Below are 13,775 nucleotides of genomic sequence, written 5' to 3' on the forward strand. Positions count from 1 at the left end.
CGGTCCGCAGCCGGGTCAGTCGAAAACCGGCCCCTGGGTGCGGGTGCGCTTGATCTCGTAGAAGCCCGGGATCGAGGCGACGAGCAGGGTGCCGTCCCACAGCTGGGCGGCCTGCTCGCCCTTGGGGGCCGGGGTGACGACCGGGCCGAAGAAGGCGATCTGCTCGCCGTCGGAGCCGGGCACCGCGATCACCGGGGTGCCGACCTCCTGGCCGACCAGGTCGATGCCGGCCGCGTGCGAGGCGCGCAGCTCGGTGTCGTAGGCGTCCGTGTCGGCGGCGTCGGCGAGTTCGGCGGGCAGGCCGGCCTCCTCAAGAGCGTCCAGGATCGTCTCGCGGGTGCGCGGCAGACCCTGGTTGTGGAAGCGGGTGCCCAGCGCGGTGTAGAGCTTGCCGAGCACCTCGTTGCCGTACTTCTGCTCGGCGGCGATGCAGACGCGCACCGGGGCCCAGGCCCGGCCGCCCGGCTGCATGGCCTCGCGGTACTCCTCGGGCAGCTCGTCGAGTTTGTTCTCGTTCAGGACGGCCAGGCTCATCACGTGCCAGCGCACCTCGACCGGGCGGACCTTCTCCACCTCCAGCATCCAGCGGGAGGTCATCCAGGCCCAGGGGCACGCCGGGTCGAACCAGAAGTCGGCCGGGGTCTTCGTGGTGCCCATCGCGGTGTCGGTGGTGTTCGCGGACACGGTGTCTCCTCTGGGAAGTGGGTCGGTGAAAGCTTCAACCACCACCCGGCGTGCCATGATTCCCGTGTTCGATATTCGAGACGAGGACGAGGGAGTCGCGTCGTGCCCGGTGAGAATCTGTCCCGAGACGAGGCCCGTGAGCGGGCCCGCCTGCTGAGCGTCGACGGGTACGAGGTGGCGCTGGATGTGCGCTCCGCCGTGGAACAGGGCGAGGCCGCCCGCACCTTCCGCTCGCGCACGACCGTGCGCTTCCGCTGCGCCGAGCCGGGCGCCACCAGCTTCGCCGACCTCGTCGCCCCCGCCGTGACCGCCGTCCGGCTCAACGGCCGCGAGCTGGACCCGGCCGAGGTCTTCGACGGCGCCCGGATCGCGCTGGCGGACCTGGCCGCCGAGAACACCCTGGAGGTGGACGCGCGCTGCGCCTACAGCCGTACGGGTGAGGGTCTGCACCGCTTCGTGGACCCCGAGGACGGCGAGGTCTACCTCTACACCCAGTACGAGCCGGCCGACGCCCGCCGGGTGTTCGCGAACTTCGAACAGCCGGACCTGAAGGCCCCCTTCCGCTTCGAGGTGACCGCGCCCGAGGGCTGGGTGGTCCTCAGCAACGGCGCCCAGGACGGTCCGGTCCGGGGCGGCACATACCACTTCGTGCCGACCGAGCCGATCTCCACGTACATCACGGCCGTCGTCGCGGGCCCGTACCACTACGTCTCCGACAGCTACCGCCGCACCCTCAAGGACGGCAGCGCGCTGGAGATCCCGCTGGGCGCGCTGTGCCGCAAGGGGCTGGCCAAGCACTTCGACGCGGACGACATCTTCCTGGTCACCAAGCAGGGCCTGGACTTCTTCCACGACCACTTCGACTTCCCCTACCCCTTCGGGAAGTACGACCAGGCCTTCGTGCCGGAGTACAACATCGGGGCGATGGAGAACCCGGGGTGTGTGACCTTCCGCGAGGAGTTCGTCTTCCGGGGGAAGGTGACCACCGCCTCCTACGAGCGGCGGGCCAACGTCATCCTGCACGAGATGGCGCACATGTGGTTCGGCGACCTGGTCACCATGCGCTGGTGGGACGACCTGTGGCTCAAGGAGTCCTTCGCGGACTTCATGGGAGCGCTCTCACTGGTGGAGGCGACCCGCTTCACCAACGGCTGGATCACCTTCGCCAACGGCCGCAAGGCGTGGGCGTACCGCGCCGACCAGCTGCCCTCCACCCACCCGGTCACCGCCGACATCCGGGACCTGGAGGACGCCAAGCTCAACTTCGACGGCATCACCTACGCCAAGGGCGCCTCCGTGCTCAAGCAGCTGGTGGCCTACGTCGGGCGGGACGCCTTCATGGAGGGCGCGCGGCGCTACTTCCAGCGGCACGCCTACGGCAACACCGAGCTGGGCGATCTGCTGAGCGTGCTGGAGGAGACCTCCGGGCGCGACCTGGCCGCCTGGTCCCGGTCGTGGCTGCAGACCGCCGGGGTCAACTCGCTGACCCCGCAGGCCACTTACGACGCGCAGGACCGCATCACGGAGCTGAGCGTGCTCCAGGAGGCGGACGCCGCCCACCCCGAACTGCGCCCGCACCGGGTCGCGGTGGGGCTCTACCGCCGCGAGGAGGCCGACGGGGCGCTGGTGCGCTACGCCCGCGCCGAGCTGGACGTCGCCGGTCCGCGCACCGTCGTCACCGAGCTGGCGGGGGCCGAGCGGCCCGAGCTGATCCTGGTCAACGACGAGGACCTCACGTACTGCAAGATCCGTTTCGACGCGGCGTCGCTGGACACGCTGCGCACCCAACTGGGCCAGCTGACCGACCCGTTGGCGCGCGCCCTGTGCTGGTCGGCGGTGTGGGGCCTGACCCGGGACGGGCTGATGCCGGCCCGCGACTACCTGGACCTCGTCCTGCGCTTCGCGGGCCGCGAGAGCGACATCGGCGTCCTGCAGTCGCTGCACGCCCAGGCCCGGGCCTCGCTGACGCACTACACCGCCCCCGAGCGGCGCGAACAGGCCGCCAGGGAGCTGGCGCAGGGCGCGCTGCGCGAGCTGCGGCTGGCACAGCCGGGCAGCGGACACCAGCTGTCCTGGGCCCGCTTCTTCGCCTCGGTGGCCACCACGCAGGCCGATCTCCAGCTGCTCCAGGGCCTGTTGACGGGCAGTGCCCGCATCGACGGCCTGGAGGTGGACCAGGAGCTGCGCTGGGCGTTCCTGGTGGCGCTGGCCTCGCACGGCGCCGCCGGCGCGGCCGCCGTCGACGCCGAACTGGCCCGGGACGACACCGCTTCGGGCAAGCGGCACCACGTGCGCTGCCTGGCCGCCCGGCCCGACGCCGCCGTCAAGGCGAAGGCCTGGACGGATGTGGTGGAGTCCGACGCGCTGTCCAACGCCCTGGTGGAGGCCACGATTTCAGGCTTCGCGCAGGCCGGTCAGCGCGAGCTGCTGGCGCCGTACGCACCGAAGTACTTCGAGGCGATCGAGCGGGTCTGGCAGCAGCGCTCGATCGAGATCGGGATGGCCGTGGTACGCGGGCTCTTCCCCGCGCTCCAGGGCGACGCGGCGACGCTGGAGGCGGCGGAGACCTGGCTGGCCTCCCACCCGCAGGCGGCCCCCGCGCTGCGGCGGCTGGTCTCGGAGGAGCACGACGATCTGGCGCGGGCACTGCGGGCACAAGCTTGTGACGCAGCGGCCGCCAACAGGCCGTAACCCCCGTCCGGACCTGCCCTTTTCGGCAGTCGAACGCCCGTACTTTAGGACGGGGTTGTCCGGATTTGTCGACGGGCGTGTAACAGCGGTTAGGAGGCGGATCGGGGGCGGGAATGGCCGGGTCATGAACCACAACACCCCGCTCTCGCCCCGCCCCCTCCGCCACCTCACCGACGTCCAGCTGCGCGTCATGACCTCCCGCCAGCTGCGCGAGCACGGGGTCTCGGCGACGGACACCACCGAGCGCTGCCGCCCCGGCGGCCCCTGGCAGCAGATCCTGCCGGGCGTGCACCTGCTGCACCCGGGGCCGCCCACCAGCGAGGAGCGGCTGCACGCGGTGGTGATGTACGCCGCCGGCCGCGCCCCGGCCGTGCCGCAGCAGGGCGCCAGGGACGCCGACGACAGCGCGATGATCACCGGACTGGCGGCGCTGGCCCTGCACCGCTTCGCCTCCGCTCCCCCGCTGCTCTCCCTGGACCGGATCGACGTCCTGGTGGCGCGCACCCGCCGGCTGCGCTCGACCGGCTTCGCGCATGTGGTCCGCGCGCACACCCTCCCCCAGCCGCAGCAGCTCACCGGGGTACCGGTCGCCCCCGTTCCCAGAGCGCTGGCCGACGCGGTCGCCCAGCTCGCCGACGCCTCCGCCGTACGCCGGCTGCTGACCGAGGCGGTGCGCGGCGGGCACTGCGAGGCGGCCTCGGTGGTAAGGGAGCTGACCCAGGCCCGGCTGCTGAACCGGCCGCACGTGGTGGACGCGGTGGACTCCCTGCTGGCCGAGGGGCGGGCGATGGCCGAGGGACGGCTCTACGCGATGGTGCGCGAGTACGGCCTGCCCGACCCGCTGTGGAACGTGGATCTGCGCCTGCCCGGCGGCCCGCACCTGGGCGGGGTGGACGCGTACTGGCCCGACCAGGCCGTGGCACTGGAGATCGACGCGCGGGCACCGCGCCAGGAGGAGGACGCCCTGTGGTCCGAATACGCCCGCAAGCGCGAGCACTTGGAGCGCCTGGGCATCACGGTCGTGCACGTCACGCCGAGGAAGCTGCGGGATTCCCTGGAGCAGCAGGCGGCGGTGGTCCGTACGGCGCTGATCGCGGCCACCGACCGGGACCCGGGGGCGTACGTGGTGGTACTGCCGAGGTAATCGGGGAACCCGGGAACACCGGGGAAACCGGAGGACCAGGGGACCTCCGGGAAGCAGGAGGGGAAGGGAGGGCGGGCCCGGCGGCCCGCCCTCCCTCATGCCGTCAGGCGCGGGGCGTCACCGGCCGCAGAACTCCGCCTCGATGATCGAGGCGGTGTCCCCCGCGTAGTCGCCGTTGAGGTTGAGCGCCAGGGAGTGGCGGGCGTCACGGGTGGTCAGGCCCTCGGATATGGAGCCGTGGATGCCGCCGCCGTGGCCCCACACGGTCACCCCGCACGAGAGCTTGGTGGCGTACACGCCCAGTCCGTAGCGGGCGCCGCCCAGTTCGTCGCCGGTGCCGACCGTGGTGAGCATCTCCTTGAGCTGGGCCTTGGGCAGCACGCGGCCGCCGAACAGGGCGCGGTAGAAGCGGTTGAGGTCGCCGGTGGTGGAGATCATCTCGCCCGCCGCGCCGCCCCAGGAGGGATTCAGCTCGGTGACGTCGTGGATCTTGGCGCTGGGGTCGTCGGTGAGCTTGGAGTAGGCCCGGCCGTGCGGGTCGGGCAGGGTGACGCGGGTGCCGGGCAGGTAGGTGGCGCTCAGCTTGAGCGGTTTGAGGACGCGGCGCTCGATCTCCTTCGCGTACGAGCGCTTGGTGGCCTTCTCGATGACCAGGCCGGCCAGCACGAAGTTGGTGTTGGAGTACTTCCAGCCGGTGCCGGGCTCGAAGTCCGCCTTGTTGCGCAGGGCGATGCGCAACAGCTCGCGCGGGGTGACGGTGTCGAAGCGGTGCTCGAAGAATCCGCGGGAGAGCTTGTCCTGCATCTCGGCGTCCGCGGTGTAGTTGAAGATGCCGCTGGTGTGGTTGAGCAGCTGGCGCAGGGTGATCCTGGAGCCGTCGTGGCCGTTGCCGTGGACGAGGCCGGGCAGCCACGTCTCGACGGTGTCGTCCAGGCTCAGTCTGCCCTCGGCCTCCAGTTGGAGCAGGACCGTGGCCACGAAGGTCTTGGTGATGCTGCCGACGCGGAAGGTGTCCTCGGCGCCGCGCGGGGTCCGGTTCTTCAGGTCGCCCAGGCCCGCGGTGCCCTTCCAGGTGCCGCGCTCGTCCACGGCCCGGGCGAGCACGCCGGGGGCGCCCGCCTTGACGACGGCGTCCAGGGCGGCCTGGGTCCTTTCGTGGCCGGTGGTGGAGGCGGCCGCGGGGGCCGGGCTCGCGGCGAGCGCCGCGGGCGCGGTGAGCACGGTGGTGCTCACCGCCGCGAGCACGGCCAGTCCGGCCACGGTGATCCGCTTGGTACGTGCGGGTGCTGACATGGAGTCCCCTTGGGTCCCGCCAGGCGCGGGCTGCGCCTGGCTGCGGTCGGGGGGCAGGACTCCGCCGGATCGTGGGGAGTTGTCAGGTGCCGTACCGGTTGAGCGTCAACCGGCCAATGTCCGCAATGCGGCGATCAGGGCTTTTCCAGCAGGAGTTCGGCGTTGCGGTCGGGCGCGGTGCCCACGAGATCGGTGCGGGCCTCGGGCGCGTTGAAGGACAGCTCGCGGTAGAGGGCGGCCAGGCCCGTCTGGGAGAGATCGGCGAAATCCGTACGGTGCGGGGCGGCCGACTCCACGAGGGTGGTCAGCAGCGACAGCGTGCCGTCGTGGTTGTCCACCAGCTCGATGACGCGGGCGAGTTGGGGGAAGTCGATGTGCGAGGCGGTGGAGATCTCCCAGAAGGTGCCGTGCGGGGTGATGGCGTTCATGTGGCTGTGGCCGTTGATCCAGGCCAGTACGTTGCGGTGGCGCGAGAGCAGGTGCACGAGCCGGGCACCGCTGTGCCGCTTCTCGTGCGGACGGGCCGGGTCGGGGCGGGTGTTGCGCATGGTCTTGCTGGTGTGGTGGCTGAAGACCAGGACGTAGGAGTCGCGGTGCTCCTTCAAGGTCCGCTCCAGCCAGCGCAGTTGGGAGGTGCCCACCGAGCCGGTGTAGTGGCCGCCGGGGTCGGTGGTGTCCAGGCTGATGCCCAGCACGTTCCCGGCGACGGGGAAGGTGTAGTGGAGGCGGTCCTCGGCGAGGTTGGCCAGGGAGTAGCCGTGGCCGGTGGGGCCGGGGCCGGTGCGGGAGGGGTCGAGGTGTGCGGCGAGGTACTGGAAGCGGGTGAAGGGCGCGCGCCGCTCGTCGGGGGTGACGGTCCTGGCCTTCTTGGCGTGCTCGCGCAGCAGCCCGGTGAACTCCTCGCCCAGGGGGTCCAGCCCCTTCTTCAGAGCCCGCCACACCCGCCGCGCCTGGTCGGCCGGGAGCGTCTCCAGCTTGCGGGCGCCGGTGGCGACCTCGGCGAAGTAAGGGTCGCCCGCCGCGTAGCAGCCGCCGGGCAGCCAGTCGTGGTTGCCCGGCGTGGAGTACCAGGGGATGCGCAGGCCCGGGCTGTCGACGGGGCGGATGGCGGCGGCGAGGAAGCCGGGCAGGCGGGGGAAGCCCAGGCGCTTGTCGGCGTCGCGCAGATCGCTGTCGGGCTGCCAGTACAGCGGGCGGCCGCTGTTCTGTACGCCTTCGTAGAACTGCGGGTCGCCGGTGTTGGGCGTGATCCGCCCGCCGTTCATGGCGGTCAGGAACCAGTCCAGTTCGACGGCCGAGTTGTTGTCGGTGTTGTCGCCGGTGGTCATGACGAAGGAGAGCGGCGCTCCGGTGGCGGGGCCGCCGGGCAGCGCGTTGACCCGCTCGATCAGGGAGACGACGCCGGGCACCGACAGCGCTTCCTGGGGGCGCCAGGCGCTGGCGTCCGGGGTGCGCAGGAACTCGTACCGCAGCGGGCTCTGCACATCGACCAGGTGCAGATCGGTGAACTGCACGAAGGCGGCCAGGACGGTGCGCCGCTGGGCGCGGCCGCGCCGGGCGGCGGCCAGCGCGGTGCGGACCACCCGCTGCCAGGCGGGGCCCTGGGCCAGGCGCCGGTAGGAGGTCTCGGAGGGCCGCCCGGCGGCCACCGAGACCAGCGTGGTACCCCGGGTGAAGGGGGTGGGTACGGGGGCCCGGGTGGGCCGGGGGTGCGGTGCGAAACCACGGGCGGGCGGGGCCTCGGGCGTTGCGGAGGCGGGCCTGGCGTCACCGCCGAGGCCGAAAGCCAACCCGATGCCGGTGGCGGCCCCCACCGCCGAGGTGGCGGCCAGGAAGGTACGGCGGTCGATGGCGGCGACGGCCGCGCGGACACGGGACGGATGAAGGCTGCGGGACATTCGCGTGCTCCCCCCAGGTACGGACGCGATGGGCCGGGACCGCTCGACGGCCCCTCCACCACTGAACGTTGACACCGGGGGTGACCTGCACGTGAACACCACGGCAACGCGGTACGCCGAGCACCGCACAGGGATCTTCAGCCGTGGCGCACCCGGCGCCGGCCGGGACTCGACGGCCCGCCGCGACACCCGGCACGGGCACCCATTCATCACCAATAGCGGGGGTATGGGCGACATACAAGGCGATGTGCAGCCAAGCCGGCGGCGGCCGGGAGGAAGCGGGCCGGGCCCGCCCCCGGCCCCCTTTGGGCGAGGGTCACCGATCCACTCCAGCGGCCACGGAGTGGAACGGATTGGACAAGGCGAGGTGTCTCACACACATGATGGGAGCACTTCTGAGCAGGTGTTCCCACGCAGCACCGATGTCAGGTAAGGAAGAAGGAGTCCCATGAGGATCGGAATCGTCGGAGCCACCGGCCAGGTCGGCGGGGTCATGCGGGGCATTCTCGCCGAGCGGAACTTCCCGGTGGAGCAGCTGCGGCTGTTCGCGTCGGCGCGTTCCGCGGGGCGTACGCTCCCCTGGAAGGACACCGAGATCACGATCGAGGACGCGGCCACCGCCGACTACTCCGGCCTGGACATCGTGCTCTTCTCCGCCGGCGGCTCGACCTCCAAGGCGCTGGCGCGCAAGGTCGCCGAGGCCGGTCCCGTGGTGATCGACAACTCCTCCGCCTGGCGCATGGACCCCGAGGTCCCCCTCGTCGTCGCCGAGGTCAACCCGCACGCGATCGCGGACCGCCCCAAGGGCATCATCGCCAACCCGAACTGCACGACCATGGCCGCGATGCCGGTGCTGCGCCCGCTGCACGCCGAGGCCGGCCTCGTCTCGCTGGTCGTCTCCACCTACCAGGCGGTGTCCGGCAGCGGTCTGGCCGGCGCCGAGGAGCTGGACCAGCAGGTCCGCAAGGTCACCGAGCAGGACGCCACCAAGCTCGTGCACGACGGCGCGGCGGTGGAGTTCCCCGCGCCGAACAAGTACGTGCGCCCCATCGCCTTCAACGTGCTGCCGATGGCGGGCTCCGTCGTCGAGGACGGTCTGAACGAGACCGACGAGGAGCAAAAGCTCCGCAACGAGAGCCGCAAGATCCTGGAGATCCCGGAGCTCAAGGTCTCCGGCACCTGTGTGCGGGTGCCGGTCTTCACCGGCCACTCCCTCCAGGTCAACGCCCGCTTCGAGCGTCCCATCAGCCCGGAGCGCGCCACCGAGCTGCTGGCCGGCGCCGAGGGCGTCGTGCTGTCCGACGTGCCCACCCCGCTGCAGGCCGCCGGCCAGGACCCGTCCTACGTGGGCCGTATCCGCAAGGACGAGACGGTCGAGCACGGCCTGGCCCTGTTCCTCTCCAACGACAACCTCCGCAAGGGCGCGGCCCTGAACGCCGTCCAGATCGCGGAGCTGGTCGCGGCCGAACTGCGCGGCTGATCCGCGTGGGGCTCGTACGGGGATCTCCGTACGAGCCCCATCGCCCTTCACGGCAGGACGCCGCTCCGCCCCCTGGCGGCCGTGGCCCTCAGGCCCCGTCCCGCGCGGCCTCCTCGGCCGGGAAGCCACTGGTGCCGATGGTGAACTCCCGGCCGTCGGCCAGAGACAGCGTGATCGTCTCCCCGTAGGCGAACTTCTCGGGTTCGCCATAGCCGTCGGCGCCTGCGCCTTCGTAGAGGCTGCACATTCGGGAGAAGGGGTCAACGATCAAGTACGTCTCGATGCCGAAGCGGCTGTACTTGGCGACCTTCGTGACGTAGTCGTCGATGTCGTCCTTGGTCGAGACGACTTCGATGGCGGCGACCACGTCCATGTAGACATAGCGCTTGCCCCGCGGCTGGGCGTCCAGGTCGAGGACGGCGATGTCGGGCGCCAGCGACGTCTCGCCCGGGAAGTCGATTCCCACGCCGAAGACCACCGGCGCCGTCTCCCCCAGCGGCCGAGCGGCCTGGAACAGCAGGCTGCGGATCGTGTTCGACGGTTCGGGCTCTGCGGCGTCATGATCACCTTTCCGTCGATGATCTCGACGACACACCCCTCGATGCTGGTCTGGGCTTCCACCTCCCGCCAGAGCCGGTCGAGAACCGTCATGCCCTTCACCTCCGCGTCCCAGTACCTCCTCGGTCAGCGTATCCATCACCAGTGACAGCCCGGCGTACGCCGAGGCAGCCGAGCGCGAACTCCTTCGCGGTGCGTCCGTGCGCCGTGGAAGGATGGGCGAAATAGTCCGATGCGAAGGAGAAGACCGGGTGCCTGGCACGAATCTGACCCGCGACGAAGCGCAGCGGCGGGCGGCGCTGCTGACCGTGGACGCGTACGAGATCGAACTCGACCTCTCCGGCGCGCAGGACGGAGGCACCTACCGGTCCGTGACCACGGTGCGCTTCGACGCCGCCGAGGCGGGCGCCGAGTCCTTCATCGACCTGGTGGCCCCGACCGTGCACGAGGTCCGGCTCAACGGCGAGGCGCTGGACCCCGCCGAGGTGTTCAAGGACTCCCGGATCGCGCTGCCGGGCCTGCTGGCGGGCCGCAACGAGCTGCGGGTCGTCGCGGACTGCGCGTACACCAACACGGGTGAAGGTCTGCACCGCTTCGTCGACCCGGTGGACCAACAGGCCTACCTCTACACCCAGTTCGAGGTGCCGGACGCGCGCCGCGTGTTCGCGTCCTTCGAGCAGCCGGACCTGAAGGCCACCTTCCAGTTCACCGTGAAGGCGCCCGAGGGCTGGACGGTGATCTCCAACTCCCCCACCCCCGAGCCCAGCGACAACATCTGGCGCTTCGAGCCCACCCCGCGGATCTCCACCTACATCACCGCGCTGATCGTGGGTCCGTACCACAGCGTGCACAGCTCCTACGAGAAGGACGGGCGCAGCGTCCCGCTGGGCATCTACTGCCGTCCCTCGCTGGCCGAACACCTCGACTCCGACGCGATCTTCGAGGTCACCCGGCAGGGCTTCGACTGGTTCCAGGAGAAGTTCGCCTACGACTACCCGTTCGCGAAGTACGACCAGCTCTTCGTGCCGGAGTTCAACGCGGGCGCGATGGAGAACGCGGGCGCGGTCACCATCCGCGACCAGTACGTCTTCCGCTCCAAGGTGACCGACGCGGCGTACGAGATGCGCGCGGAGACCATCCTGCACGAGCTGGCGCACATGTGGTTCGGCGACCTGGTCACCATGGAGTGGTGGAACGACCTGTGGCTGAACGAGTCGTTCGCCACCTACACCTCCATCGCCTGCCAGGCTTACGCGCCGGGCAGCAAGTGGCCGCACTCCTGGACCACCTTCGCCAACTCCATGAAGACCTGGGCCTACCGCCAGGACCAGCTGCCCTCCACCCACCCGATCATGGCGGAGATCCGCGACCTGGACGACGTCCTGGTCAACTTCGACGGCATCACCTACGCCAAGGGCGCCTCCGTCCTCAAGCAGCTGGTCGCGTACGTCGGCATGGACGAGTTCTTCAAGGGCGTGCAGGCGTACTTCAAGGCGCACGCCTTCGGCAACACCCGGCTCTCGGACCTGCTGGGCGCGCTGGAGGAGACCAGCGGGCGCGACCTGAAGGCCTGGTCGAAGGCGTGGCTGGAGACCGCCGGGATCAACGTCCTGCGGCCCGAGCTGGAGGTCGCGGCCGACGGCACCCTCACCTCCTTCGCCGTACGCCAGGAGGCCCCGGCGCTCCCCGCCGGCGCCAAGGGCGAGCCGACGCTGCGCCCGCACCGCATCGCGATCGGCTGCTACGACCTCAAGGACGGCAAGCTGGTCCGCACCGACCGCATCGAGCTGGACGTGGACGGCGAGCTGACCGAGGTGCCGCAGCTGGTGGGCCGGGCGCGCCCGGCCGTCGTCCTGCTCAACGACGACGACCTGTCCTACGCCAAGGTCCGGCTGGACGAGGAGTCGCTGCGGGTGGTCACCGAGCACCTGGGCGACTTCACCGAGTCGCTGCCGCGCGCGCTGAGCTGGGCCTCGGCCTGGGACATGACGCGCGACGGCGAGCTGGCCACCCGCGACTACCTCGCGCTGGTGCTGTCCGGCATCGGCAAGGAGTCGGACATCGGCGTGGTGCAGTCCCTGCACCGGCAGGTGAAGCTGGCGCTGGACCTGTACGCGGCGCCCGACTGGCGCGAGAGCGGCCTGGCGCGGTGGACCGAGGCGGCGCTGGAGCAGCTGCGGGCGGCCGAGCCGGGCAGCGACCACCAGCTGGCCTGGGCCCGCGCCTTCGCCTCCGCGGCCCGTACCGACGCCCAACTGGACCTGCTCCAGGGCCTGCTGGACGGCACCGAGGCCGTCGAGGGGCTGGCCGTGGACACCGAGCTGCGCTGGTCGCTGCTGCACCGCCTGGCGGCCACCGGGCGGGCGGACGAGAAGGCGATCGCGGCGGAGCTGGAGCGCGACAAGACCTCGGCGGGCGAGCGGTACGCCGCCGCGGCGCGCGCCTCCCGGCCCACCACCGAGGCCAAGGCCGAGGCCTGGGCGTCGGTCGTGGAGAGCGACAGCCTGCCCAACGCCGTGCAGGAGGCCGTCATCAGCGGCTTCGTGCAGACCGACCAGCGTGAGCTGCTGGCGCCCTACGCCGCGAAGTACTTCGAGGTGGTCAAGGGCGTGTGGGAGGCCCGCAGCCACGAGATGGCGCAGCAGATCGCCATCGGCCTCTACCCCTCGCTCCAGGTCTCCCAGGAGACGCTCGATGCGACCGACGCGTGGCTGGCCTCGGCCGAGCCGGGCGCGGCGCTGCGCCGCCTGGTCACCGAGTCGCGCGCGGGCATCGAGCGGGCGCTGAAGGCGCGGGCGGCGGACGCGGCCGCCGGCTGACGCACACGCTGCCGTCAAGGGCGCCCGGGACCTGCTCGGTCCCGGGCGCCCTCGCCGTTCACGGGAGGTGGCGTCAGCCGTTCAACTCCTCGAAGCGGCGCACCAGTTCGGCCCGGCCGGCATCGGTCAGGTCGCCGTGCACCCGCATCCGGGCCAGCCCGCCGTCGGGGAAGACCTCCAGGCGGATGTGGGTGGCGGTGACCGGGCGCGGCAGGGCGAAGCGGTGCGGGGTGTCCGGCTGGAGCTTGGTGCGGGGCAGGATCTCGAACCACGATGCCTCGTCCGCCGCGTCGGCGCCGGCGGCGTCACAGCCGTACAGCGCCGCCCAGCCCGCCGAGTTGCCCTTCAGATACGCGGTGTCGATCTCCACGGCGCGGATCTCGCCCTGGGCGGCCAGCCGGAACAGGACCCAGTCGTTGGTGTCCTTGACCCGGCGGCGGCGGTTCTCCCAGCCGTCGTCCATCTTGCGGGACAGGTCGGGCTGGATGATCTGGGTGGGCGAGGAGTAGAAGCGGTCGGAGGCGTCCTCCACGCTCCCGCCGTGCATCACCGAGGCCAGGTCGATGGTGCCCAGCACGTCCAGCCACGCCGGATCGGGCACGACCTCGCCGTACACCCGCAGCCGGGCGATGCCGCCGTCGGGGTGCTGCTTGAGGCGCAGGTGCGTGAAGCGGCGCTCGCAGGCGACCTCGAAGCCGTTGGCGGCGTGGCCGCGCACCTGGCTGCGCGGGACGAGTTCCTCCCACTTCACGCCGTCGGCCAGCAGGTCCTCGGGGCCGGGGCTGCCGGGCAGGGAGGTGGCCTCCAGGGTGATCTGCTGGGGGTAGTTGCCGCGGAAGTGGGCGGTGTCGACGATGACGCCGCGGATCACGCCGGGGGCCGCGAGGCGGATCAGCGCCCAGTCGTGCTCGTCATCGGCGGGGAAGGGGTGAAGGGCGTCGGCGCCACGGCGGCGGCGGGTCTCCCAGCCGTCCATGATCTTGCCCTTGTGCCCGAAGTGCTCGGGGTCGAAGACGGCCGGTCCGGGCTTGAGGAGGTTCTCCCGCTCGGCGAAGAACTCGTCGTTGGCCGCGATGACCCCGGCGCCGAAGCGGCGGTCGGCGAGGTCGACCAGCGAGGTGAAGGGGAAGTCGCCGCCCCGGTAGTCGGCGTAGGGGTCGCCGCCGCCGTAGGGGTTGGCGTCGTGGGCGTGCGGGTCGGTGGTCATC

The 13,775-nt window shown here is 71.4% G+C and carries 10 protein-coding genes; 5 read left to right on the plus strand and 5 right to left on the minus strand.

What is annotated here, in order from left to right; genetic code table 11:
- Positions 1-15 precede the first annotated feature (15 nt).
- Positions 16-657, minus strand: a complete 642-nt coding sequence (locus AC4IJH_RS28515; RefSeq protein ID WP_490854789.1) for a mycothiol-dependent nitroreductase Rv2466c family protein — start codon at positions 655-657, stop codon at positions 16-18.
- A gap of 129 nt (positions 658-786) precedes the next feature.
- Between AC4IJH_RS28515 and pepN (AC4IJH_RS28520) the strand changes: the two genes are divergently transcribed.
- Together pepN (AC4IJH_RS28520) and AC4IJH_RS28525 are read left to right on the plus strand one after the other, a co-directional pair.
- Positions 787-3,375, plus strand: a complete 2,589-nt coding sequence (gene pepN, locus AC4IJH_RS28520; protein ID WP_490854762.1) for an aminopeptidase N — start codon at positions 787-789, stop codon at positions 3,373-3,375.
- Positions 3,376-3,499: 124 nt separating this feature from the next.
- Complete coding sequence (locus AC4IJH_RS28525) at positions 3,500-4,519, plus strand: hypothetical protein (RefSeq protein ID WP_490854763.1); 1,020 nt, start codon at positions 3,500-3,502, stop codon at positions 4,517-4,519.
- A 117-nt stretch (positions 4,520-4,636) separates the two neighbouring features.
- Here the strand turns inward: AC4IJH_RS28525 and AC4IJH_RS28530 are convergent, their stop codons facing one another.
- Both AC4IJH_RS28530 and AC4IJH_RS28535 read right to left on the minus strand, forming a co-directional pair.
- Positions 4,637-5,812 carry a serine hydrolase domain-containing protein gene (locus AC4IJH_RS28530; protein WP_490854764.1) on the minus strand — a complete coding sequence of 392 codons (1,176 nt, stop codon included), beginning with the start codon at positions 5,810-5,812 and terminating at the stop codon, positions 4,637-4,639.
- Between the two features lie 134 nt (positions 5,813-5,946).
- Positions 5,947-7,710 carry a TIGR03767 family metallophosphoesterase gene (locus AC4IJH_RS28535; protein ID WP_490854765.1) on the minus strand — a complete coding sequence of 588 codons (1,764 nt, stop codon included), beginning with the start codon at positions 7,708-7,710 and terminating at the stop codon, positions 5,947-5,949.
- Positions 7,711-8,158: 448 nt separating this feature from the next.
- Between AC4IJH_RS28535 and AC4IJH_RS28540 the strand changes: the two genes are divergently transcribed.
- Positions 8,159-9,190 (plus strand): aspartate-semialdehyde dehydrogenase, encoded by a 1,032-nt coding sequence (locus AC4IJH_RS28540; protein WP_490854766.1) that lies wholly within the window; start codon positions 8,159-8,161, stop codon positions 9,188-9,190.
- A gap of 88 nt (positions 9,191-9,278) precedes the next feature.
- Here the strand turns inward: AC4IJH_RS28540 and AC4IJH_RS28545 are convergent, their stop codons facing one another.
- Complete coding sequence (locus tag AC4IJH_RS28545; protein ID WP_490854767.1) at positions 9,279-9,785, minus strand: Uma2 family endonuclease; 507 nt, start codon at positions 9,783-9,785, stop codon at positions 9,279-9,281.
- Between AC4IJH_RS28545 and AC4IJH_RS28550 the strand changes: the two genes are divergently transcribed.
- Positions 9,768-9,896: a hypothetical protein gene (locus AC4IJH_RS28550; RefSeq protein WP_490854792.1), complete on the plus strand. Its 129-nt coding sequence runs from the start codon at positions 9,768-9,770 to the stop codon at positions 9,894-9,896. The genes AC4IJH_RS28545 and AC4IJH_RS28550 overlap by 18 nt on opposite strands.
- 103 nt (positions 9,897-9,999) lie before the next feature.
- A complete protein-coding gene (gene pepN / locus AC4IJH_RS28555; protein ID WP_490854768.1) occupies positions 10,000-12,567 on the plus strand; it encodes an aminopeptidase N in 2,568 nt (855 codons plus the stop codon).
- 73 nt (positions 12,568-12,640) lie between these two features.
- Here the strand turns inward: pepN (AC4IJH_RS28555) and alc are convergent, their stop codons facing one another.
- Positions 12,641-13,774 (minus strand): allantoicase, encoded by a 1,134-nt coding sequence (alc, locus tag AC4IJH_RS28560; protein ID WP_490854769.1) that lies wholly within the window; start codon positions 13,772-13,774, stop codon positions 12,641-12,643.
- Position 13,775 lies beyond the last annotated feature (1 nt).

The sequence above is a fragment of the Streptomyces sp. UF-297 genome (assembly GCF_058245575.1).

Excerpts from the sequence above, each read along its gene's own strand:
- AC4IJH_RS28530 (WP_490854764.1), bottom strand. The coding sequence starts at position 5,812 with ATGTCAGCACCCGCACGTACCAAGCGGATCACCGTGGCCGGACTGGCC.
- AC4IJH_RS28540 (WP_490854766.1), top strand. The coding sequence starts at position 8,159 with ATGAGGATCGGAATCGTCGGAGCCACCGGCCAGGTCGGCGGGGTCATG.
- AC4IJH_RS28525 (WP_490854763.1), top strand. The coding sequence starts at position 3,500 with ATGAACCACAACACCCCGCTCTCGCCCCGCCCCCTCCGCCACCTCACC.
- AC4IJH_RS28535 (WP_490854765.1), bottom strand. The coding sequence starts at position 7,710 with ATGTCCCGCAGCCTTCATCCGTCCCGTGTCCGCGCGGCCGTCGCCGCC.
- alc (WP_490854769.1), bottom strand. The coding sequence starts at position 13,774 with ATGACCACCGACCCGCACGCCCACGACGCCAACCCCTACGGCGGCGGC.
- AC4IJH_RS28550 (WP_490854792.1), top strand. The coding sequence starts at position 9,768 with ATGATCTCGACGACACACCCCTCGATGCTGGTCTGGGCTTCCACCTCC.
- AC4IJH_RS28515 (WP_490854789.1), bottom strand. The coding sequence starts at position 657 with ATGGGCACCACGAAGACCCCGGCCGACTTCTGGTTCGACCCGGCGTGC.